The 21,321-nt window shown below is 61.3% G+C and carries 19 protein-coding genes and 1 pseudogene; 15 read left to right on the forward strand and 5 right to left on the reverse strand.

Features of this window, described 5'->3' with window-relative positions; translation table 11 throughout:
* Positions 1–7 precede the first annotated feature (7 nt).
* The 6 genes from rpsK to dsbD all read left to right on the forward strand — a co-directional run bounded on the left by rpsK (position 8) and on the right by dsbD (position 5,256).
* Positions 8–412, forward strand: coding sequence for a 30S ribosomal protein S11 (rpsK, locus tag B0G76_RS00315; RefSeq protein WP_006052224.1), 405 nt, complete (start codon positions 8–10; stop codon positions 410–412).
* 158 nt (positions 413–570) lie between these two features.
* A complete protein-coding gene (gene rpsD, locus B0G76_RS00320) occupies positions 571–1,194 on the forward strand; it encodes a 30S ribosomal protein S4 (RefSeq protein ID WP_120289169.1) in 624 nt (207 codons plus the stop codon).
* Between the two features lie 124 nt (positions 1,195–1,318).
* A complete protein-coding gene (locus tag B0G76_RS00325; protein WP_006052226.1) occupies positions 1,319–2,296 on the forward strand; it encodes a DNA-directed RNA polymerase subunit alpha in 978 nt (325 codons plus the stop codon).
* Between the two features lie 181 nt (positions 2,297–2,477).
* Positions 2,478–2,870 carry a 50S ribosomal protein L17 gene (gene rplQ, locus B0G76_RS00330; protein ID WP_006052227.1) on the forward strand — a complete coding sequence of 131 codons (393 nt, stop codon included), beginning with the start codon at positions 2,478–2,480 and terminating at the stop codon, positions 2,868–2,870.
* A gap of 192 nt (positions 2,871–3,062) precedes the next feature.
* Entirely contained in the window at positions 3,063–3,389 is a 327-nt protein-coding gene (gene cutA, locus B0G76_RS00335) for a divalent-cation tolerance protein CutA (RefSeq protein ID WP_120289171.1), read from the forward strand.
* Complete coding sequence (dsbD, locus tag B0G76_RS00340; RefSeq protein ID WP_120289172.1) at positions 3,382–5,256, forward strand: protein-disulfide reductase DsbD; 1,875 nt, start codon at positions 3,382–3,384, stop codon at positions 5,254–5,256. The genes cutA and dsbD overlap by 8 nt, the downstream gene beginning before the upstream one ends.
* A 131-nt stretch (positions 5,257–5,387) precedes the next feature.
* Here the strand turns inward: dsbD and hemB are convergent, their stop codons facing one another.
* The gene (gene hemB, locus B0G76_RS00345; RefSeq protein WP_120289174.1) at positions 5,388–6,386 is read right to left on the reverse strand and encodes a porphobilinogen synthase; all 999 of its coding nucleotides are present in this window, start codon (positions 6,384–6,386) and stop codon (positions 5,388–5,390) included.
* 250 nt (positions 6,387–6,636) lie between these two features.
* Entirely contained in the window at positions 6,637–7,290 is a 654-nt protein-coding gene (yihA, locus tag B0G76_RS00350; protein WP_120289176.1) for a ribosome biogenesis GTP-binding protein YihA/YsxC, read from the reverse strand.
* A gap of 216 nt (positions 7,291–7,506) precedes the next feature.
* Here yihA and B0G76_RS00355 point away from each other — a divergent pair, with 216 nt between their 5' ends.
* The 5 genes from B0G76_RS00355 (at position 7,507) to msrQ (ending at position 13,627) form a co-directional block, all read left to right on the forward strand.
* The gene (locus B0G76_RS00355; protein ID WP_120289178.1) at positions 7,507–8,160 is read left to right on the forward strand and encodes a cytochrome c; all 654 of its coding nucleotides are present in this window, start codon (positions 7,507–7,509) and stop codon (positions 8,158–8,160) included.
* Positions 8,161–8,276: 116 nt separating this feature from the next.
* Complete coding sequence (locus B0G76_RS00360) at positions 8,277–10,499, forward strand: cytochrome c biogenesis protein ResB (protein ID WP_120289180.1); 2,223 nt, start codon at positions 8,277–8,279, stop codon at positions 10,497–10,499.
* Between the two features lie 4 nt (positions 10,500–10,503).
* Positions 10,504–11,715 (forward strand): c-type cytochrome biogenesis protein CcsB, encoded by a 1,212-nt coding sequence (gene ccsB / locus B0G76_RS00365; protein ID WP_120289182.1) that lies wholly within the window; start codon positions 10,504–10,506, stop codon positions 11,713–11,715.
* Positions 11,716–11,909: 194 nt separating this feature from the next.
* The gene (msrP, locus tag B0G76_RS00370) at positions 11,910–12,905 is read left to right on the forward strand and encodes a protein-methionine-sulfoxide reductase catalytic subunit MsrP (protein WP_120289184.1); all 996 of its coding nucleotides are present in this window, start codon (positions 11,910–11,912) and stop codon (positions 12,903–12,905) included.
* Positions 12,906–12,919: 14 nt separating this feature from the next.
* Positions 12,920–13,627 carry a protein-methionine-sulfoxide reductase heme-binding subunit MsrQ gene (gene msrQ / locus B0G76_RS00375; protein ID WP_120289186.1) on the forward strand — a complete coding sequence of 236 codons (708 nt, stop codon included), beginning with the start codon at positions 12,920–12,922 and terminating at the stop codon, positions 13,625–13,627.
* Between the two features lie 86 nt (positions 13,628–13,713).
* On the opposite strand, the gene lysA is transcribed toward msrQ, so the two are convergent.
* Entirely contained in the window at positions 13,714–14,976 is a 1,263-nt protein-coding gene (lysA, locus tag B0G76_RS00380; protein WP_120289188.1) for a diaminopimelate decarboxylase, read from the reverse strand.
* Between the two features lie 9 nt (positions 14,977–14,985).
* Positions 14,986–15,339 (reverse strand): LPS translocon maturation chaperone LptM, encoded by a 354-nt coding sequence (lptM, locus tag B0G76_RS00385; RefSeq protein WP_120289190.1) that lies wholly within the window; start codon positions 15,337–15,339, stop codon positions 14,986–14,988.
* A gap of 35 nt (positions 15,340–15,374) precedes the next feature.
* Here lptM and cyaY point away from each other — a divergent pair, with 35 nt between their 5' ends.
* Positions 15,375–15,692, forward strand: a complete 318-nt coding sequence (gene cyaY / locus B0G76_RS00390) for an iron donor protein CyaY (RefSeq protein WP_046567577.1) — start codon at positions 15,375–15,377, stop codon at positions 15,690–15,692.
* 98 nt (positions 15,693–15,790) lie between these two features.
* On the opposite strand, the gene B0G76_RS00395 is transcribed toward cyaY, so the two are convergent.
* Complete coding sequence (locus B0G76_RS00395) at positions 15,791–18,190, reverse strand: penicillin-binding protein 1A (protein ID WP_120289192.1); 2,400 nt, start codon at positions 18,188–18,190, stop codon at positions 15,791–15,793.
* Between the two features lie 253 nt (positions 18,191–18,443).
* On the opposite strand from B0G76_RS00395, the pseudogene pilM reads away from it, so the two are divergent.
* The 3 genes and pseudogenes from pilM (at position 18,444) to B0G76_RS00410 (ending at position 21,093) form a co-directional block, all read left to right on the forward strand.
* Positions 18,444–19,436 (forward strand): annotated as a pseudogene (pilM, locus tag B0G76_RS00400) (pilus assembly protein PilM).
* Complete coding sequence (locus B0G76_RS00405; protein WP_120289194.1) at positions 19,433–20,161, forward strand: fimbrial assembly protein; 729 nt, start codon at positions 19,433–19,435, stop codon at positions 20,159–20,161. Before pilM ends, B0G76_RS00405 begins: the two are co-directional and overlap by 4 nt.
* Positions 20,158–21,093 (forward strand): hypothetical protein, encoded by a 936-nt coding sequence (locus B0G76_RS00410; RefSeq protein ID WP_120289196.1) that lies wholly within the window; start codon positions 20,158–20,160, stop codon positions 21,091–21,093. The genes B0G76_RS00405 and B0G76_RS00410 overlap by 4 nt, the downstream gene beginning before the upstream one ends.
* The last annotated feature ends 228 nt before the right edge of the window (positions 21,094–21,321 follow it).

Genomic DNA, 21,321 nt, shown 5'->3' on the forward strand with positions numbered 1-21,321 from the left:
AAACGTAATGGCTAAGGCTTCGAACAACTCCGCGGCGCAACGCGTTCGCAAGAAGGTCAAGAAGAACGTCGCCGAGGGCGTGGTTCACGTTCACGCGTCGTTCAACAACACCATCATCACGATCACTGATCGTCAAGGCAATGCACTTGCTTGGGCAACGTCGGGTGGTCAGGGCTTCAAGGGTTCGCGTAAATCGACCCCGTTTGCAGCCCAGGTGGCGGCCGAATCGGCTGGCCGCGTGGCGATGGAATACGGCGTGAAGAACCTCGAAGTGCGGATCAAGGGCCCCGGTCCTGGCCGTGAATCGGCGGTGCGCGCGTTGCATGGTCTTGGCATCAAGATCACCGCGATCTCCGACGTGACTCCGGTCCCGCACAACGGCTGCCGTCCGCCGAAGCGTCGTCGTATCTAAGACGCTGTTTTCGCTAGCGCCTGTTGCCGTCGGCCTTCGTAAGCCGGCGACCACAGGCTGCTTGCGCTATTGAATTGACTAAGCCCACCGTTCGACCCAAAGGGTTCGGACTAGCACGAGTGCATGCATTCGTGTGATTAATCATAGAAGGAATCAACGTGGCACGTTATATCGGCCCGAAGGCCAAGCTGTCCCGCCGTGAAGGCACTGACCTCTTCCTGAAGAGCGCCCGTCGTTCGCTCGCTGACAAGTGCAAGCTTGACAGCAAGCCTGGCCAACACGGCCGCACGTCGGGTGCACGTACGTCCGACTACGGCACGCAGCTGCGCGAAAAGCAAAAAGTGAAGCGCATCTACGGTGTCCTCGAGCGTCAATTCCGCCGTTACTTCGCTGAAGCCGACCGCCTGAAGGGCAACACGGGTGAAAACCTGCTGCAATTGCTCGAATCGCGTCTCGACAACGTCGTGTATCGCATGGGCTTCGGCTCGACGCGCGCTGAAGCGCGTCAGCTCGTGAGCCACAAGGCGATCACGGTGAACGGTGTCGTGTCGAACATCCCGTCGATGCAAGTGAAGTCAGGCGACGTCGTCGCAGTGCGCGAACAAAAGAAGAAGCAGGCGCGTATTCTCGAAGCGCTGTCGCTGGCTGAGCAAGGTGGTCTGCCGAGCTGGGTCGCTGTCGATTCGAAGAAGTTCGAAGGCACGTTCAAGAGCAAGCCGGAACGCAGCGACATCGCTGGCGATATCAACGAAAGCCTGATCGTCGAATTGTATTCGCGGTAATCGGATTAACGGCCGGGGCACCCCGATTGCGTTGCGCAAGGGGGCGTCTCGGCTGTTTATTTTCAGGTTGTTACCGGTCAGCCTTATCGGTGTAACGAGCCGAGGGTATTGAAAAGGAAAACCTATGCAAACCAGTTTGTTGAAGCCCAAGATCATCGCAGTTGAATCGCTTGGTGAGAGCCACGCGAAAGTGGTCATGGAACCGTTTGAACGCGGTTACGGCCACACCTTGGGTAACGCGCTCCGGCGCGTGCTGCTGTCGTCGATGATCGGCTACGCGCCGACCGAAGTGACGATCGCGGGCGTCGTACATGAGTATTCGACGCTCGACGGTGTGCAAGAGGATGTGGTCAACCTGTTGTTGAACCTGAAGGGCGTAGTGTTCAAGCTGCATAACCGTGACGAAGTGACGGTCACGCTGCGCAAGGAAGGCGAAGGCGTTGTCACCGCTGGCGACATCGAACTCGCGCACGATTGCGAAGTGATCAACCCGGATCACGTGATTGCGCATCTGTCGAAGGGCGGCAAGCTCGACGTGCAGATCAAGGTCGAAAAGGGCCGTGGTTATGTGCCGGGCAATGTGCGTCGCTACGGCGAAGAATCGGCCAAGATCATCGGCCGTATCGTGCTGGACGCGTCGTTCTCTCCGGTTCGCCGCGTGAGCTACGCCGTTGAAAGCGCGCGCGTCGAACAGCGTACCGACCTCGACAAGCTCGTGATGAACATCGAGACCAACGGTGTGATCTCCCCGGAAGAAGCGATCCGTCAATCGGCGCGTATTCTGGTTGATCAACTGTCGGTGTTCGCTGCTCTGGAAGGCACCGAAGCTACGGCAGAAGCGCCGTCGCGTGCGCCGCAGATCGATCCGATCCTGCTGCGTCCGGTGGATGATCTCGAACTGACGGTTCGTTCGGCGAACTGCTTGAAGGCCGAGAACATTTACTACATCGGCGACCTGATCCAGCGTACGGAAAACGAGTTGCTCAAGACCCCGAATCTGGGTCGCAAGTCGTTGAACGAAATCAAGGAAGTACTGGCGTCGCGTGGTTTGACGCTCGGCATGAAACTCGAAAACTGGCCGCCTGCAGGGTTGGACAAGTAAGTCGAGAAGTAATCTCGGGACAGAACCCGCTGCTGAACTGGCAAAGACGCGGATTTTCCTTTAAAATCCGCGTCTTGTCTTTTTTCACTACCGGCCCGTGCACTCGTCATCATTGGGAAACCGAGGGTCGACCGAGCGCGATAGAAGAGCTGGACCAAAACTTTGAATCAAAGGAATTAACATGCGTCACCGTCATGGTCTGCGGAAACTGAACCGCACGAGCAGCCACCGTCTGGCAATGCTCCGTAACATGTCCAACTCGTTGATCGAGCACGAAGTCATCAAGACGACGCTGCCGAAGGCGAAAGAACTCCGTAAAGTCGTCGAGCCGCTGATCACGCTCGGCAAGAAGCCGTCGCTGGCAAATCGTCGTCTGGCGTTCAACCGCCTGCGCGATCGTGACTCGGTCACGAAGCTGTTCGAAGTCCTCGGCCCGCGTTACGCTACCCGTCCGGGCGGCTACCTGCGCGTCCTGAAGTTCGGCTTCCGCGTCGGCGACAACGCACCGATGGCACTGGTCGAATTGCTCGACCGTCCGGAAGTCGAAGAAGTTGAAGTGCAAGAAGCTGAGTAAGCTTTTTAGCATCGAAGAAAAAAGCCAGGCATCGAGCCTGGCTTTTTTGTTTTATGGCGGCGAATTTCATAGTGGCATGTCGATCACGGCGGCCAAATGCCGCATGCACACGGCGGCGGCGTCTGCGGCATCGCAAGGCTAGGTGATACGATATCGGCACCTGAATCGTGCCTGTGCGGAGCCTTTGTGAGCATGAATGTGACCTTGATTCTGACGACGGTACCCGATGCCGGCGTTGCTCAGAAGCTCACCGAGGATGCACTGGCCGCGCGGCTATGCGCCTGCGTCACGCAGTTGGGCACCGTGTTGTCCAGCTATCACTGGCAGGGCACGATCGAAGCGGCGCAGGAGATTCAGTTACTGTTCAAGACGAGCGCCGCACGCGCGCTGGAACTCGAGCAGTACATTCAGGCGCACCATCCCTACGACACGCCGGAAATCCTCTCGTGGCAAGCTACGGCATCGGCCGCATACGGCCAGTGGATCACCGCTGAAACCCAACGTCCTCTCCATGTTTAACGGTCTCAACCGAGGTGCGCGCAATGCACTGCGCACCGTTCTTTTCTTGCTTGGCTGCCTGATCCTCGCGCAGTTCGGCACGCTTGCCCATGCTGCGGATGACTTCCTCGATCCCGCCATCGCCTTCAAATTCAGCGCGACCGAGAAACCCGGCGAGATCAACGTCACCTACAAGATCGCGGACGGTTACTACATGTACCGCGAGCGCTTCGCGTTTGCGACCCGTAACGGGACGACGACGATCGGCGAGCCGCAATTGCCGGCTGGCCACGTCAAGTTCGATCAGACCTTCAACAAGAACGTCGAAACCTATCGCAATGAGCTGACGATCCGTATTCCCGTCAAGCAGGCGGCCGGGCCGTTCGATCTCGCCGTTACGTCTCAAGGCTGTGCCGATGCCGGCATCTGCTACCCGCCGATGGAGCGCGTGTATCACGTGAGCGGTGAGGCGTTGCAGGCGGCCGGTAGCGTAGCGCCCGCTGCCGCCACGCAACCATCCGCGGCAGCGGGCGCGTCATGGTATGAGCGTGCCACCAGCGCCGACTATGCGCAGTCGCTACTGCAAGGTGGTGGCTTTTTCGCGATCATCGGGCTCTATTTCTTGGCCGGCGCGGTGCTCAGTCTGCTGCCGTGCTCGTATCCGATGATTCCGATCCTCTCTGCAATCATCATTGGCGAAGGCGCGCGGGTGACGCGTGCCCGTGGCTTTGCGCTATCGCTTGCGTACGTGATCGGCATGGCGCTCGTGTACACGGCGCTTGGCATTGCGGCAGCGCTCGTTGGGCAAAGTCTCGGCGCGTGGCTGCAGAACCCATGGGTGCTCGGGACGTTCGGCGTACTGTTGACGGTTTTCGCGTTGACGCTGATCGCGGGCTTCGACATCGCATTGCCGCAGCGCTGGCAGGACGGCGTGTCGCGTGCGTCGACCGGGCGTTCCGGCGGCAAGTTCGCCGCGGTGGCTGTGATGGGCGCGCTGTCCGCGTTGGTGGTCGGCGCCTGCATGACCGCACCGCTATTTGCCGTGCTGGCATTCATCGCGCATAAGGGCGACGCGTTGCTCGGCGGAGCGGCGCTATTTTCAATGGGACTCGGGCTCGGCGTGCCCCTCCTGATCATTGGGCTCGGCGCCGGTACGTTGCTGCCGCGCGCCGGCGCATGGATGAACGGGGTCAAGGTGTTCTTCGGCGTGGTGCTGCTTGCGGCGGCCCTGTGGATCGTCTGGCCGGTGCTCGGTGCGACCGCAACCATGCTGTTGAGCGCGCTGTGGCTGCTGGTCGCCGCGGCCGGGCTCGGTCTTTTCTCGGCACCAGCGGCGGGCGCTTCCGTCTGGCGCAGGCTCGGCCGGGGTATCGGCGCAGCGCTGGCAATCTGGGCGGCGGTGCTATTGGTCGGCCTCGCTGCTGGCTCCTCCGATCCGCTGCGCCCGCTAGCTGTCCTGGCCGCGCGCGGCGGCGGAGAGGGCGGCGTGACAAGCGTCTCCAATAACTCGAATACGGCGTCACAGAGCGATCTGACGTTCGCTCCGGTGCGCTCCTCGACCGAGCTCGACGAGGCCGTCAAAACGGCTGCGCAGCCCGCTATGCTCGATTTTTACGCAGACTGGTGCGTGAGCTGCAAGGAGATGGAGAAGTTCACGTTTAGCGATCCGCGTGTCCGTGCGAAGTTGAAGCAGATGAATCTGCTGCGAGCCGACGTCACCGCGAATAACGCCGCCGATCAGATGCTTCTCAAGCGTTTCAGCCTGTTCGGGCCACCTGGCATCATCTTTTTCGATCAAGGCGGCAAGGAAGTGCTGCGCGTTGTCGGGTACGAGTCCGCGGACAAGTTCTTGCGCAGCCTCGATCGGGTGAGCGCACCGGGCGCCTAGCCCGCACGGTTTTGCCCGCGAGGGCGCGCACAAAAAAACGGAGGCGTGACTGAAAAGTCCGCCTCCGTTTCCTTTTAAGCGTTCAAGCGTTCAGACCAATGCCGCCCGTCAAGGCGACGCGTCGAACCAAATCACTTCTGCGAGCGCAAAATCCGCGCGGCATCCAGCGCGAAGTAGGTCAGCACGCCATCGGCGCCAGCCCGCTTGAACGCCAGCAGCGATTCCATCATCGCCTTGTCATGATCGAGCCAGCCATTCTGCGCAGCCGCCTTCAGCATCGCGTATTCGCCGCTCACCTGGTACACGTAAGTCGGGAACTTGAACTCATCCTTCACGCGACGCACGATGTCCAGATACGGCATGCCCGGCTTGACCATCACCATGTCCGCGCCTTCCTCGATGTCCGCCTGCACTTCGCGCAGCGCTTCATTCGAATTGGCCGGGTCCATCTGATAGGTCATTTTGTTGCCCTTGCCGAGGTTCGTCGCGGAACCGACGGCATCGCGGAACGGGCCGTAAAACGCCGACGCGAACTTGGCCGAGTAAGCCATGATCCGTGTATGGATATGACCCTCGCTCTCGAGCATTTCGCGGATCGCGCCGATGCGGCCGTCCATCATGTCCGAGGGCGCAACGATATCGACACCCGCTTCGGCTTGCGCACGCGCCTGTTCCACGAGGATCTCGACGGTCTCGTCGTTGATCACGTAGCCGGCTTCGTCGAGCACGCCGTCCTGGCCGTGGCTCGTATACGGATCGAGCGCGACGTCAGTCAGCACGCCGAGATCGGGGAAGTTTTTCTTCAGTTCGCGAACCGCACGCGGGATCAAACCAGCGGGATTGGTCGCTTCGCGGCCATCAGGCGTCTTCAGGGAAGGCTCGATCGCCGGGAACAGCGACAGCACCGGCACGCCCAACTCGACGCATTGCTCGGCCACGCCCATCAGCAGATCCACCGACACGCGCTCGACGCCCGGCATCGACGGTACGGCTTGCCGCACGTTGGTGCCTTCGACGATAAACACGGGATAGATCAGATCGTTGGTGGTGAGGATGTTTTCTCGCATCAGACGGCGCGAGAAGTCGTCACGGCGCATGCGGCGCGGACGGTAGTGCGGGTAGAAGCTCATAAACGAATCGAAGAAACGTGGATGTGTGGAGAGGGCAAATAACGCCTGCCTCCGCTCCCGGAAACTTTTCGAGACAATGGTATATCATACCGATCGAGCAAGGCGCCACGCGCTGACCTCCCCGCTTCTCCTCCCTGAGCGGGTGCCTGTCGTTTTTCGATTAGGCTGTTTGGCCCGCCGTTAAAGCGGCGGGTTTTTTTATGGGCGGTCGAAAAGGCGTTTTTTTTGCCGATTCGTATGAGCCGCGTGGTTACTGCGGCGCGTCTGCTTCGTCCTTCGCGCCGGGGATCAGCCAGCTTTCAATCAGTTCGTGCGCCTCGTCGATGCCGACGCGTTTGAGCGCTGAAAACAATTGCGCGGTCAATTCGCCCTGGTAACCGGCGGTGCGGTATTCAGCCAAACCTTTCTGCGTCGCGCGCAAGGCGTTGATGCTTTCCTGGCGCGTCAATTTGTCGCACTTCGTCAGCAGGGTGTGGATCGGCTTGCCGGTCGGCGCGAACCACTCGATCATCCGCCGGTCCAGATCCGTCAACGGGCGGCGCGAGTCCATCATCAGAATCATGCCGCGCAGTTGCGAGCGCGATTGCAGGTAGGTGGAGAGCAGCGCTTCCCAATGGGCCTTGGCTGCGCCCGGTACTTCCGCATAACCGTAGCCCGGCAGGTCGACCAGGTGCGCAGTGGGCTCGTCCTCCTTGCCCACGGAGAAATAATTGATGTGCTGGGTGCGGCCAGGCGTCTTACTGGCGAACGCAAGGCGCTTCTGATTGCACAGAATATTGATGGCCGTGGACTTGCCCGCATTCGAGCGTCCCGCAAAGCAGATCTCGGGTTGCGCGGTGGCCGGCAGATCACGCAAGTGATTGACGGTCGTGAAAAAGCGGGATTGGTGGAGCAGGAAGGACATGATCAGGCCAGAATTCGAGACGCCGGGGAACCCGGAGTGGGGACGGGTCAAGCCCGACTGGCGTCTTAGCGATTAGCGAGTTATTGTACAATACGATGGTTTACTGAAAACCTGAGGGGGCCAGCCCGCGTGCCTTGGCGGCTCTTAGCGGTCACTCAGTCGCTGTCGTATCTTGCAAAACCTCTAAAATCCCACAAGACGAGACAGGGTGTGCGAATGAATCGACTGTGCAAGACTCTGATGGTGCTTCAAGTCGCGGCAGGTCTTTCAAGTTTGGCAATTCAGGCACGAGCAGCAGATCCGGCAAAGCCGGACATCAATCGGGGGCAGGCAATCGCGGTGCAGGTTTGCGCGTCATGTCACGGTGCGGACGGCAACAGTGCCGGCGGTGCGTATCCGAAGCTGGCGGGCCAGCATCCCGAGTATCTCGTCAAGCAATTGATGGATTTCAAGACGCAACCGGGCGCCAAGCAGCCCGCGCGCAACAATGCGATCATGGCGGGTATGGCTGCGGCGCTGTCCGACCAGGACATGGCCAACGTGGCGGCTTATTTTTCGACGCAGACCCCGAAGCCAGGTTACGCGCATAACAAAGACACCGTCCCGCTCGGTCAGAAGATTTATCGCGGTGGGATTGCCGATAAGGGCGTGCCGGCGTGCGCAAGCTGCCACGGTCCGACCGGTCAGGGGATTCCGTCGCAGTATCCGCGTCTGTCGGGGCAGTGGGCCGAATACACGGTGGCGCAGTTGACCGCGTTCACGCAGGGTCCGGGCGCACGTAACAACAATGAGGCGATGCATGCCGTTGCATCGCGTCTGTCGGACAGCGAGATCAAGGCTGTAGCTGATTACATCGCGGGCTTGCACTAGGAAGTCCGCACGCAAGTGCAACCGGCCCGGCGAGGCCGGTACAAAACAAGAAAAGGGTGAGGGCGTCGTGCCTACGACAGCCCTTCACCCTTTTTTGCTGTTCAGTCGGAGTATGAATGAGCGTCACCACGTCGGGTTTGCAGTCGAAGTCGGGCAATCGCATTACGCGCAGCATCATCGAAGTATTGAGTTCGATGCGTTTCGCGATTGCGCTGCTCGTGATTCTGTCGATCGCCAGCATCATCGGCACCGTCCTCACGCAGGACGACCCCTATCCCAACTACGTCAATCAGTTCGGCCCGTTCTGGGCGGACATCTTCCGCTCGCTGAGCCTGTACACGGTGTACAGCTCGTGGTGGTTCATGCTGATTCTCGGCTTTCTGATGGTCTCGGTGTCGCTGTGCGTGATCCGCAACGCGCCGAAAATGATCGCGGACGCCAAGAGCTGGAAGGACAAGGTTCGCGAAGGCAGCTTGCGCGCGTTTCATCACAAGGGTGAATTCGCGGTGCACGGCACGCGCGCGCAGACCTCGGCGATCCTGGCTCAACTCTCGGGCAAGCTCGGCTACAAGTTCGTCACACGTGAATCGGATGGCGCGACACTGATCGCCGCCAAGCGTGGCGCGCTGACCAAGTTCGGCTACATCTCCGCTCACCTTGCGATCGTCGTGATCTGCCTGGGCGGTTTGCTGGACAGCAATCTGCCGATCAAGCTGCAAATGTGGCTGTTCGACAAGTCGCCGATTCGTAGCAACACCGTGATCAATGAAATTGCGCCGGAGCATCGTCTGTCGCAATCGAACCCGACTTTCCGTGGTTACGCATGGGTGCCGGAAGGCCAGCATGTGTCGACGGCCATCCTGAACCAGCCGGACGGCTCGTTGATCCAGGACCTGCCGTTCTCGATCGAGCTGAACAAGTTCATCGTCGACTATTACTCCACGGGCATGCCGAAGCTGTTCGCGAGCGACATCGTGGTGGTCGATCATAAGACGGGCGCGCGCGTGCCGGCGCGCGTCGAAGTGAACAAGCCGTTCACCTACGAGGGCGTGTCGATCTATCAGTCGAGCTTCCAGGATGGCGGCTCGCAGATGCGGATGACCGCGTACCCGATGTCCGGCGCGAGCGCGAAAACGGCGCCGTTCGGCGGCACCATCGGCGGCAATGCGCCGTTGAGCACGGCCACGCCGCTGGCTGACGGCCAGACGGTCGAATTCACCGATTTCCGCGCGATCAACGTCGAAAACGTCTCGAACGGCAACGGCCAGACCGATGCCCGTGGCGTCGCGGCGCATCGAACCTTGAAAGAAGCGTTCGACGAGCGCCTCGGCTCCGGCGCCAAGAGCTCCAAGCCGCTCGATCTGCATAATGTCGGCCCGTCGGTGCAATACAAGGTGCGTGACAAGGACGGTCAGGCGCGCGAGTACAACAACTACATGCTGCCGGTAGACGTTTCGGGCGAAAAGATGTTCCTCGCCGGCATGCGCCTGAATCCGGACGACCCATTCCGCTACCTGCGTATTCCCGCCGACACCGGCGGTACCGTCAAGGAATGGATGAACCTGCGCGCCACGCTGGAAAATCCGGCGATGCGCGCAGCCGCCGCTCATCGTTTCGCGCTGCGCTCGGTGCCGGGTTCAAACGCCGAATTGCAACAGCACCTGGAAGAAAGCGCGCTGCGTGTCCTGACCCTGTTTGCCGGCGCGGACAACAGTATCAAGATGCCGAACGGCCAGACGGTTGGCGGCTTTCAGGCAATCGCCGGGTTCATCGATCATTCGGTGCCGAAGGGCGAGCAGGAAAAGGCCGCGGGCCTGCTGCTGCGCATGCTGGAAGGCGCGACGTGGGACTTGTGGCAACTGTCGCGTGAGCAGCTGGGCGAGCCGGATGCGCAGGCCAATGCGGACGCCAGCCGATTCATCCAAAGCTCCATCAACGCCATATCTGACAGCTTTTTGTATGGATCGCCGGTCTATTTACAGCTTGACTCATTCAAGCAGGTGCAAGCTTCGGTATTTCAGTTGACGCGCGCACCGGGCAAAAAAGTCGTGTATCTTGGCAGCTTGCTCCTCGTGTTGGGCATCTTTTCGATGTTCTACGTCCGCGAACGGCGCCTCTGGTTCTGGCTTAAAGATACCGATCACGGCACGAATGTCGTGATGGCGATGTCGAGCGCGCGCAAAACGCTCGATTTCGAAAAGGAGTTCGTCCAAACGCGCGACGCTGTCGGCGCCGCGCTGGGCGCCAAACTCGTTGAAGCATCCGACGCCGCCGGCGCCTCCGACAAACCCGGCACTGCCGGCGCGCCGTCCGCACGCCCACAAGATTCGACCCGGTAAGATCATGGACTTGACTCAGGTTTCTTCATCCTCCTCTTCACCCTCGCGGCCGCAGAAGACGTTCGCGAGCGAGACACTCAACGTCGCGCAATTCGACGAGCGGCCGTTTCTGAAGCGCCTCGGTGTCGTCGACTGGCTATTCGCCGCTCTGATGGTCGCGGGCGCGGGGTTCGCGCTGTCGCGCTATTACCCGTTCATGAATTACTACGACAAACTGGTGCTGTTCTGCGCAGTGCCGGTGTTCGTCGTACTGGGTTGGCGCTGGAAACCGGTGCGACCGCTGATGGTGGGCATCGCCGCGTTGTCGCTGCTGGCGATCCAGATTTATCAGGGCGATCTGACCCGCGCGGATAACGCGTTCTTCCTCAAATATTTTCTGTCGAGCCAGTCAGCGATTCTGTGGATGAGCGCGCTTTTCGTGTTTGCCACCGTTTTCTACTGGATCGGCTTGCTGTCGCGTTCACCAACCGGCGCCGCGATCGGTTCGAAAATGACGTGGGCCGCCGTGGTAATGGGCTTCGTCGGTTTGATGGTGCGCTGGTACGAGTCGTACCTGATCGGCGCGGATGTCGGCCATATTCCTATTTCGAACCTGTACGAAGTGTTCGTGCTGTTCAGCCTGATCACGGCGTTGTTCTATCTGTACTACGAGCAGCACTACAACACGCGTGCGCTCGGCGCATTCGTGCTGCTGGTGATCAGCGCGGCGGTTGGCTTCCTGATGTGGTATTCGGTTGCGCGTGACGCACAGCAGATTCAGCCGCTCGTGCCGGCGCTGCAGAGCTGGTGGATGAAGATCCACGTGCCGGCTAACTTCATCGGCTATGGCAGCTTCGCGCTGTCGGCCATGGTTGGCGTTGCGTATCTGGCGAAAGAGCGTGGCGTGCTGGCAGACCGCTTGCCGCCGCTCGACGTGCTCGACGACGTGATGTACAAGTCGATCGCCGTCGGCTTCGCGTTCTTCACAATCGCGACGATCCTCGGCGCGTTGTGGGCTGCTGAAGCATGGGGCGGTTACTGGAGCTGGGACCCGAAGGAAACATGGGCGCTGATCGTCTGGCTGAACTACGCGGCCTGGCTTCATATGCGTTTGATGAAGGGCTTGCGCGGCGCGGTGGCGGCATGGTGGGCGCTGACCGGTCTGCTGGTGACGACCTTCGCGTTCCTTGGCGTCAATATGTTCCTGTCGGGGCTGCATAGCTACGGCAAGCTGTAAGATCCGCCGTTCTCAGCCGACTAAGAACCGCCGCGTGCTTCGCACCGGCGGTTTTTTTACGTATGGCGGAATATTCGCTGCATCCAGTGTGTTCGTACGAGCAGCACCCAAGGATGGCTGGGCGAGTCGTTAAACAAGCCGATCATCAATATGGCCCCTTAAGATAGACCGATGGGCCCGCAAGGAGCAGCACGATGTGGATCAAGCGCAGCGACAGAATTCAACTCATCGGCGATGACATCGCACGCAGCGAAATCACGCCGCAGCGGGTCTTCGAGAACCGGCGGCGCGTGTTACAGGCGGCCGGCGCGGCCGTGCTCGGCAGTTTGATCGGTGTGAATGGCGACGCGCTGGCAGCGTATTCGTCGCCGGATCCGAAAGCGCAAAAGCTGGCGGCGAACACCAACCCGAAGTTCGTCGCGCTCGACAAGATCACGCCGTATAAAGACATCACCACGTACAACAACTATTACGAATTCGGCACCGACAAAGCGGATCCCGCGCACAATGCCGGCACCTTGCGCCCGCATCCGTGGAAGGTGAGCGTCGAGGGCGAAATCAAGAATCCGAAGGTGTATGACATCGACGAATTGCTGAAGCTCGCGCCGCTCGAGGAGCGCGTGTACCGGCTGCGTTGTGTCGAAGGCTGGTCGATGGTGATCCCGTGGATCGGTGTGCCGCTCGCGGAACTGATCAAACGCGTGCAGCCGACCGGAAATGCGAAGTACGTGCAATTCATCACGCTCGCCGATCCGTCGCAAATGCCCGGGCTATCGACGCCGGTACTCGAATGGCCGTACACCGAAGGTCTGCGGATGGACGAAGCGATGAATCCGCTGACGCTGCTGACAATGGGCCTCTATGGGCAGGTGCTGCCGAATCAGAATGGCGCGCCGATCCGCGTGGTGGTGCCGTGGAAATATGGCTTCAAGAGCGCGAAGTCGCTGGTGAAGATCCGCTTCCTCGACAAGCAGCCGCCGACCAGCTGGAATACGTATGCGTCGAACGAATACGGTTTCTATTCGAACGTGAATCCGAACGTCGATCATCCGCGCTGGAGCCAGGCCACCGAGCGGCGTATTGGCGAAGACGGTTTCTTCACGCCCAAGCGCAAGACGCTGATGTTCAACGGCTACGGCGATCAGGTCGCGTCGCTGTATCAAGGCATGGACCTGAAGAAAAATTTCTGAGCGACGGCGCAATCATGGCTTCTGATACTCAACCTGTTGCTCAAGCCGAACGCAAAGCACCGCGAGCGGTGCCGGCGTCGGCCACGGCTACCAGCACGGCAAAGCGCCCGGCAAGCGGCGCGCGCTGGATCGTACCGGCGAAGATCGCGGTGTTTATCGCGGCGTGGTATCCGCTCGCGCGCATCGTGCTGTTCGGCATGACCGATCGGCTGGGCGCAAATCCGATCGAGTTTATTACGCGCTCGACTGGTTTGTGGACACTCGTCTTTCTTTGCATCACGTTGGCCGTGACGCCGTTGCGGCGGCTCACCGGCATCACCGCATTCGCCCGTTTTCGCCGGATGCTAGGCCTTTACGCATTTTTCTACGCGACGCTCCATTTCACCACCTACCTGTGGTTCGACAAGTGGTTCGATGTTGGCGCGATTCTCAAGGACATCGGCAAACGGCCGTTCATCACCGTGGGCTTTGCCGCGTTCGTGCTGCTGATCGCATTAGCCGTTACGTCGCCGCGCGCGATGATGCGCAAACTGGGACGCCGCTGGCAGTCGTTGCATCGCGCGATCTATGCGATCGGCGGTTTGGCGATCCTGCACTTCTGGTGGATGAAGGCGGGCAAACACGACCTGATTTTGCCGAAGATCTACGGCGCGATCATGGTCGCGTTGTTGGGGTGGCGTTTGATCGTATGGCTGCGCGAGCGGGGGTTAAAGACGCGCTGACCGCTGACCACCCGGATCCGCGCGCAAATGAAAAAAGGCGATGCCGCAGTGGCATCGCCTTTTTTATGTCGCTGAGGTGCTGACGTTTACGCCGGCAAAATCGTTTCGCCTGCAAACAGCTGCTTGACCTCTTCGCGTTCGCGAACGACATGCGCTTGTGTACCATCAACCATCACCTCGGCCGCACGCGGCCGGGTGTTGTAGTTCGAGCTCATCACGAAGCCGTACGCGCCAGCCGAGCGAATCGCCAGCAGATCGCCCGGTTCGACCGCCAGCAGACGCTCACGGCCCAGCCAGTCGCCGCTTTCGCACACCGGGCCGACCACGTCGTACACGTGAGCGGGCAGCTCGCGCTTAACGACTGCCTCGATCGCGTGATACGCCTCGTACATCGCAGGGCGCGCGAGGTCTGTCATCGCCGCATCGACGATGGCGAAGTTCTTTTCCGCGCCCGGCTTCAGAAACTCGACGCGCGTCAGCAGCACGCCCGCATTGCCGACCAGCGAACGGCCCGGCTCGAAATACACCTCACGATGCCCGTGACCGCGCGCTTCGATGCGGTCCAGCACGGTGCGCACGAAGTCGCCGATTTCCGGCGGGGTTTCGTTGTCGTATGTGATACCGAGGCCGCCACCTACGTCGATGTGGCGGATCTTCACGCCGTCCTGCTCGATCTGTTCGACCAGTTCGAGCACCTTGTCGACCGCGTCCAGATACGGCGCGACTTCAGTAATTTGCGAGCCGATATGGCAGTCGATGCCGACCACCTCGAGATGCGTCATCGCGGCGGCGGCTTGATACGTAGCCCGTGCATCTTCGAACGCGACACCGAACTTGTTCGACTTCAGGCCGGTGGAAATATATGGATGCGTGTTCGCGTCGACGTCCGGATTCACCCGCAACGAGACGGGCGCTTTTTTGCCCATTTCCGCCGCGACTGCATTGAGGCGGTCGAGCTCAGGAATCGATTCGACGTTGAAGCATTTCACGCCGGCCGCGAGGGCCTGACGCATCTCGTCCGCATGCTTGCCGACGCCGGAGAACACGGTGTTTTCCGCTTTGCCGCCGGCGGCCAGCACGCGCGCCAGTTCGCCACCCGACACGATGTCGAAGCCGGCGCCGAGACGCGCGAACACGTTCAGCACCGCGAGATTGCTGTTGGCCTTGACGGCGACGTGAACGGTCGCGCGGCGGCCGGCGCAAGCGCCTGCGTAGGCATTCCACGCTTCGGTGAGCGCGGCGCGCGAATAGACGTACAGCGGCGTGCCGAACTGCTCGGCGAGTGAGATGGCGGACACGCCCTCGGCGTGCAACACGCCGTCGACGTAGTCAAATGCGGATCGAGTCATGCGAAAGTCTTATTGAGCGGGAGTGACGGCGGAGGCAGGTTGCACAGGCGCAGCAGCGGATGCGGCGGACGCGGGCGGCGCGGCAAGTTCGCTTTCCGGCGACAACGAGAGCGGCGCGCCAGTGGTATCCGGTACCTCACCCATCGGCGAGGCGGATTGCGCACCCGGTTTCACTTCATCTGATGACGCTGACGGCGGCGGTTGCGTGCGGTCGATCGGCTTGGCCGGTAGCGGCGGTACGGTAGGCAAATAGAGCGAACCGCGTTGCCCGCAGCCGGCAAGTGCACAACCTGCGAGAATGGCTAAACCCGCTACAATCGCGCGGCCGGGCGCCGCCGCGCGCATCCGAGATACGACTCGCATGACTGTCCCTGAATAAATAATCGATGGAGTTTAGCATGTCCGATAGTGATTACCTGACCCGCGCAGAAGCCGCGCTAGCCGCCATCGAGCGCGCGCTGGACGACACGGAAGCCGACATCGAACTCGAGCGCAGCGGCAATGTCCTGACCCTCGAATTCGAGAACCGCTCGAAGATTATCGTCAATCTGCAGCCGCCGATGAGCGAGATCTGGATTGCAGCCAAGGCGGGTGGTTTCCACTTCCGTTTCGTCGACGGCGAGTGGCGCGATACGCGCAGCGGCACGGAGTTTTTCGCCGCGTTGTCGGAGTACGCCACGCAGCAGGCCGGCGAGCCGGTTCACTTCGAAGCGTGAAAGTTGTCGCTGAAGCGATTGCTGAATCGACCGCCCAAACGAAACCGTCGCGCATCGAGCGCGGCGGTTTTTTTATTCCGGCGAACCTTGGTCTTTCTTTAGTGCCCGCGAAACAGATTCATGATGTCCTGCTTTTCCTGTTCGCCCACTTGTTCAGGCGCCGCCGCGGCAGCGCCGCTCGCCCCGGCCTCCAGCGCCGCCTGACTCACGCCGACTGTCGCGACGAAACCGTGGCCCGGCGTGAAGTCGTCGAAATACAGTTCTGAGCCGAGCTCGGTCAGGCCGTCGGGCATCGGCATCTTGTAGTCCGGCACGCCTTTGAGCGCACGCGCCATGTATTCGATCCACACCGGCAACGCGAGGCCGCCGCCCGTTTCCTTATCGCCGAGGCTGCGCGGGTTGTCGTAGCCGATCCACGCGATGGCCGTGAGCGTGTGCTGATAGCCGGCGAACCACGCATCGCGCGAATCGTTTGTCGTGCCGGTTTTGCCGCCGAGATCGGTACGCTTGAGCACGTTGCTCTTCGCGCCCGTGCCACGTTGCGCGACGCTTTGCAGCAGGCTGTTCATCACATACGCATTGCGCGGTTCGATCGCGTGGGGCGCGCTCTGCTCGGCAACCAGCGGTTGCGCGTGCGCCACGACGATGCCGCGCTGATCGGTGACTTCGGCGATCAGATACGGGTTGATGCGATAGCCGCCGTTAGCAAACACGGAGAACGCGCCTGCCATCTGCAAGGGCGTGACGAGGCCCGCGCCAAGCGCCATCGGCAGATAAGCCGGATGACGATCCGCATCGAAGCCGAAACGCGTGATGTATTGCTGCGCGTACTTGGTGCCGATCTGGTTCAGGATGCGAATCGACACGAGGTTCTTCGACTTCTGCAGCGCGGTGCGCATGGTCATCGGACCGTCGAAACCGCCACCGTAGTTCTTCGGTTCCCATGCCTGGCCGCCGGTTTCCGCAGCGCTGAAAAAGAGCGGCGCGTCATTGATCACCGTGGCCGGTCCGAGCCCCTTTTCGAGCGAAGCCGAGTAGATGAACGGCTTGAAGCTCGAACCCGGCTGACGCCACGCCTGGGTCACGTGGTTGAACTTGTTCTTGTTGAAGTCGAATCCGCCGACCAGCGCGCGAATTGCGCCGTCTTGCGGTATCACCGAAACGAACGCGCCTTCCACTTGCGGCAACTGCGTAATCGACCAGTTGCCGTCGTCATCCTTCACGAGGCGAATAATCGCACCGGGCCGCAAGCGCTGATTCGGCTGCGCGCGGGTGCCGAGCGCGAATTGCGCGAAGCGCAGGCCGTCGCCCTGAATCGTCGCCACATTGCCATCGATGAAGGTGGCCTGCACCTGCTTCGGGCTCGCCGCCGTCACCACCGCGGCAATGATTTCGCCGTTGTCGGGGTGCTCGAGCAATGCGTCGTCGATCGCCTGTTCGCGGTCGTCCGCATCGGAGGGCAAATCGATGAACGCTTCCGGGCCGCGATAGCCGTGGCGACGTTCGTAGTCCATGAGGCCTTTGCGCAGTGCCCGGTAAGCGACGTCCTGATCGGCCGAGTCGATGGTGGTCACAACGTTCAGGCCGCGCGTGTACGCCTCTTCGCGATACTGCGCGTACATCATTTGTCGCACCATTTCCGCGACGTACTCCGCGTGCACGCTGAACTCCTTGCCCGCACCCTTGACGACCAGTGGCTGCTTGCTTGCCGCGTCGTATTGTTCCTGACTGATGTAGTGCAATTCGTACATGCGCTCGAGGATGTACTCCTGACGGATCTTCGCGCGTTTCGGATTGACCACCGGGTTATACGCGGACGGCGCTTTCGGCAGGCCCGCCAGCATGGCGGATTCTGCCAGGGTCAGGTCCTTCAGATCTTTTCCGAAGTACACCCGCGCCGCGCTCGCGAAGCCATACGCACGCTGACCGAGATAGATCTGATTCATGTACACCTCAAGAATCTGATCTTTCGACAGCTTCGACTCGATCTTGTACGCGAGCAGCATCTCGTAGATCTTACGCGTGTAGGTCTTCTCGCTCGAAAGGAAGAAGTTACGCGCCACCTGCATGGTGATCGTGCTCGCGCCTTGGGTGGCGTGACCATTGGTCAGGGCGACGAAACCAGCCCGCGCGATACCGGTGAGGTCGACGCCGCCGTGATCGTAGAAGCGCGCGTCTTCGATGGCGAGCACGGCTTTCTTAAGGCTATCGGGCACGTCCTGGATATGGACGATGTCGCGCCGCTCTTCGCCAAATTCGCCGATCAGCACGTGGTCGGCCGTATAGATGCGCAAAGGCACCTTCGGCCGGTAGTCGGTCAGCGCGTCGAGCGACGGCAGGTTCGGCGTTGCCACCACCAGCGCATAACCGAGCACCAGCAGCACGCACAGGATGCCTGCGACGATCAGACCCACAAAGCCGAGGATGAGCTTGAGCCACAAGGGGCGTTTGCGCTTCTGCGGCGCGGGCGGCGGGGACGTAGGAGACGTGGATTGCATATAGGCACCAAAAAACAGTCCCGCGATTATAGCTGCCTCGCTTTTCAGCTTTCGGCGTGCTTACTGACAGTTCTTGACAAGTCGGCGCACCGCGCAGGAATGACTTCACTGTAGACGCTTTGATGGCGCCCAGGGCGTGCTTCGCGCAACGTTAGCCATTTGGCTGAGTGTCGCGCGGCGGCGCGGCTACGCACAATTCCTCCTTGTTACTCGCGTTCGAATGGTTCGTCGCGTGAGTCTGAGGGAGGGCGGGATGACGTTCAAAGATTCGTGGCTTCAAGGTGTGCGACTTGGTGCGCAGCGTTTTGCTGCGGGGATCGATGTGGATCCGCAGGCGGTGCGTCTGATTGTGCTAAGTCAGCATTCGCGGACACGTGCCGCGCTGCATATCGAATACGCGTGTACCGTGCCGCTTGGCGCGGGTGCGATGGCCGGCACGGAGATCGCCGACCGGCACACGGTGGCGCGTGCGTTGCGCGACGCATTCGCTAGTCTGCCGCACGCGTGTGCGATCCACGCATTGCGTTGTGCGATGGCGTTGCCCGCTTCGGCCACGTTGACGACTACCGTGCCGCTCACATGACTCGCCGCGCTGGCCGGTTGTGCGGACGACGGCGGGCATGAACTCGCCGAACTCGAGCCCGCGGTGATGAGCGAAGTCGGACGTATCGCGGGCCTCGAGCGGCATGCGTTGGCCGTCGACTGGTTCGTCGACGAAACCCATTCACCGATTCGCTCTGTAACGATCGCCGCAACCGCGCGCCAGCATCTCGAAGCGCGGATCGAATGCGCGGCGACCGCCGGCATTTCGCTCACCGCGATCGACGGCGAGCCGCATGCGGCTTTGCGCGCAATGCGCTATGCGGCGAGCCACGAACTCGATCCGCACGAGCCCTATGTCGCGCTCTGGATCGGCACGGACGGCGTGTACGGCTGGCGCATCGTCGACGACTGCGTGGTGGGCGAAATGCGTTACCCCGCGCCCGAGCACGCCGATCTCGCCGACGCGTTGCGCGATCTCGCACACGGCCCCGAACTCGACTGCGCGTTGTTGAGCGGCGAGGTCGATTTGCTCGGTGGCGTGGGGTTCTCGATTGCGGATATCGCCGACGTGCTGAGCTGCACTGTGCTGCCGTTCGAATGTGCGGCGTTGGGCGGCTTCGCACGTCAACTGCACGATCCGTTGTTGCATGAGCCTGCCGCCGCGGTCGCGTTTGGACTTGCGTTGCGCGGGGTGTTCGAATGATGCGCGGCCTGCGCTCACGTCTGCATTCGGCGGCACCACTCACGCACGCTTCCACACGTGGCGCGCGCTTCGCACGGTCATGGCTAGGCGGTTTCAATCTGTTGCCATACCGGCAACGTAATGCGCGGCTCGCGCGCCGGCAGCGTTTGCTCGAATGGGTTGGCGCGGCGCTCGCCGGTTTCGCGGCCGTCCTCGCGTTAGCTGGGTGGCAGGTATTTGAAAGGGCGCGGCTCGATGTAGAGCGTGCGTCGATCGAACAATCGCTCACGCAATTGACCATGCCGCTCGCGGAGCACGCCAGTTTGCTGAGGGCGCAAGACGAACATCGCAAAGGCGTGGCGCGTGCGATGAACCTGTCCGAGCCGCTTGCGCATTTGCGCGATCTGCTGAATGCCTTGAGTTTCGAACCCGGTGATGGCGTGGTGCTGCAGCGGTTGCGCCAGCGCGAGTACGAGACTGAGTTGCTCGCGACCTCGCGCGGATATCTCGCGTCGGCCGAATGGCTCAAACGCTTGAGCGCGATCCGTGGCGTCAAGGGCGCGCAGGTAAGTGATCTGCATCGCTCGGCGCCACGCAGCGGCGCGGTTGCGGCAGCCAGCGTGACCGGCCCGATCGAATTCGGCGCGCATTTGCGCTGGGGCGACCCGCCAAAGAAAACGGGCCATACGTCGGCCCAGGCGGCGCAGCGTCCCATGAAGTCTGAACAATCCGGAGGTGCGAAATGAGTACGACTTTTGTCGAGTTCGGCGGCGCGGCGAGCGCGCGGTTCTCTCTTTCCCAGTTGATGGCGCATGTGCGTGTGCCGCTCGCCGCCTGGAGCCGTCGGCGCCGTTGGGTGGTCGCATTGCTGATCGCAGCGGTGGTATTCGGACTCGGCACGCATGGCTGGGTTGTAGCCGATTTCGGCGGCGTCGAGGCGAGCCGAGCGGCATTGGAAGCGGCCACGCGGCATCTCGCGGACGCACGCCGCGCGCTGGCGCAATTGCCCGCGCTGCGCCGCGAAGCTGCCGCCAAACCGGGCCTACAGTTGCCTGCGTCATGGACCTCCGCGGACGATGTACGCATCGTGTCCGAACTCGCGACGCAGAATGGCGTCTCGTTGCTCTCGTTAGAACCGGGCGCCGTCAGCGGCTCGGGTGCCCAAAGCATGCGTCCCATACAACTCGCCGCGCACACCGATTTCGTCCACCTGATGGCATTTTTTCGTGGCCTGTCTGACTTGCCGGTGCTGATCGTTCCCGTCGACGTGACGGTCAACCGCGACGCCGCTTCGTTAGGAGTGAGGGCAACGCTTCACGTATTCAGCGCGCTGAGGCCGGCTACTTCCGCTGCTACTGATAGTGCTCCTGCGGATGCGTTTGCCGACGAGACTCTTGATTCGGAGGAGGAAGAAGACATCGTTTTCTTTGACCCGTTCTCGCTTCCGCAGATGCTCGCACCCGGCGAACTGCAATCCGACGCGTCTGAACTGCGCCTCGTCGGCTTGCTACACGATCGTACGCGCGGGCTTGCGTTGCTCGACACACCGGATGGCGCCACCACGGTCGTGTCCGGACAGCAACTCGGAGCCGAGCGCGTCACGCGGCTCGACGCGCTCAGCATCACGCTGGCCAATGGCGGTGGGACGCGCACGCTGGCACTGACGGAGGCGTCCTGATGGGGCAGATGAAACCGTTCGGTGTCGCGGAGTCGTGCGTCAGCGTTTGTGTGCGATCTGGATCTGGCGAATGCCGCCGCGTGCCTGAAAGCGTGCGTGTGAGCCCGGTTCGCGACTTGATTCGCAACCTGGTTCTGGGACTGGTTAGCAGCCCGATCCGCAAGCCGATTCGGAGCCCGATCCGCAGCCTGATCGCCGTCATGGCATTAGACGGTGTTAGGAACTTCC

The sequence above is a fragment of the Paraburkholderia sp. BL23I1N1 genome, assembly GCF_003610295.1.
Taxonomy (GTDB): Bacteria; Pseudomonadota; Gammaproteobacteria; order Burkholderiales; family Burkholderiaceae; genus Paraburkholderia.

Bases quoted from the DNA above. Each gene is read 5' to 3' on its own strand.
- lysA (WP_120289188.1), bottom strand. From the start codon at position 14,976: ATGACTCGATCCGCATTTGACTACGTCGACGGCGTGTTGCACGCCGAG.
- rpsK (WP_006052224.1), top strand. From the start codon at position 8: ATGGCTAAGGCTTCGAACAACTCCGCGGCGCAACGCGTTCGCAAGAAG.
- ccsB (WP_120289182.1), top strand. From the start codon at position 10,504: ATGGACTTGACTCAGGTTTCTTCATCCTCCTCTTCACCCTCGCGGCCG.
- hemB (WP_120289174.1), bottom strand. From the start codon at position 6,386: ATGAGCTTCTACCCGCACTACCGTCCGCGCCGCATGCGCCGTGACGAC.
- B0G76_RS00325 (WP_006052226.1), top strand. From the start codon at position 1,319: ATGCAAACCAGTTTGTTGAAGCCCAAGATCATCGCAGTTGAATCGCTT.
- yihA (WP_120289176.1), bottom strand. From the start codon at position 7,290: ATGTCCTTCCTGCTCCACCAATCCCGCTTTTTCACGACCGTCAATCAC.
- cyaY (WP_046567577.1), top strand. From the start codon at position 15,375: ATGTCCGATAGTGATTACCTGACCCGCGCAGAAGCCGCGCTAGCCGCC.
- cutA (WP_120289171.1), top strand. From the start codon at position 3,063: ATGAATGTGACCTTGATTCTGACGACGGTACCCGATGCCGGCGTTGCT.
- msrQ (WP_120289186.1), top strand. From the start codon at position 12,920: ATGGCTTCTGATACTCAACCTGTTGCTCAAGCCGAACGCAAAGCACCG.
- lptM (WP_120289190.1), bottom strand. From the start codon at position 15,339: ATGCGAGTCGTATCTCGGATGCGCGCGGCGGCGCCCGGCCGCGCGATT.
- msrP (WP_120289184.1), top strand. From the start codon at position 11,910: ATGTGGATCAAGCGCAGCGACAGAATTCAACTCATCGGCGATGACATC.
- rplQ (WP_006052227.1), top strand. From the start codon at position 2,478: ATGCGTCACCGTCATGGTCTGCGGAAACTGAACCGCACGAGCAGCCAC.
- dsbD (WP_120289172.1), top strand. From the start codon at position 3,382: ATGTTTAACGGTCTCAACCGAGGTGCGCGCAATGCACTGCGCACCGTT.
- B0G76_RS00360 (WP_120289180.1), top strand. From the start codon at position 8,277: ATGAGCGTCACCACGTCGGGTTTGCAGTCGAAGTCGGGCAATCGCATT.
- B0G76_RS00395 (WP_120289192.1), bottom strand. From the start codon at position 18,190: ATGCAATCCACGTCTCCTACGTCCCCGCCGCCCGCGCCGCAGAAGCGC.
- B0G76_RS00410 (WP_120289196.1), top strand. From the start codon at position 20,158: ATGAGTACGACTTTTGTCGAGTTCGGCGGCGCGGCGAGCGCGCGGTTC.
- B0G76_RS00405 (WP_120289194.1), top strand. From the start codon at position 19,433: ATGATGCGCGGCCTGCGCTCACGTCTGCATTCGGCGGCACCACTCACG.
- B0G76_RS00355 (WP_120289178.1), top strand. From the start codon at position 7,507: ATGAATCGACTGTGCAAGACTCTGATGGTGCTTCAAGTCGCGGCAGGT.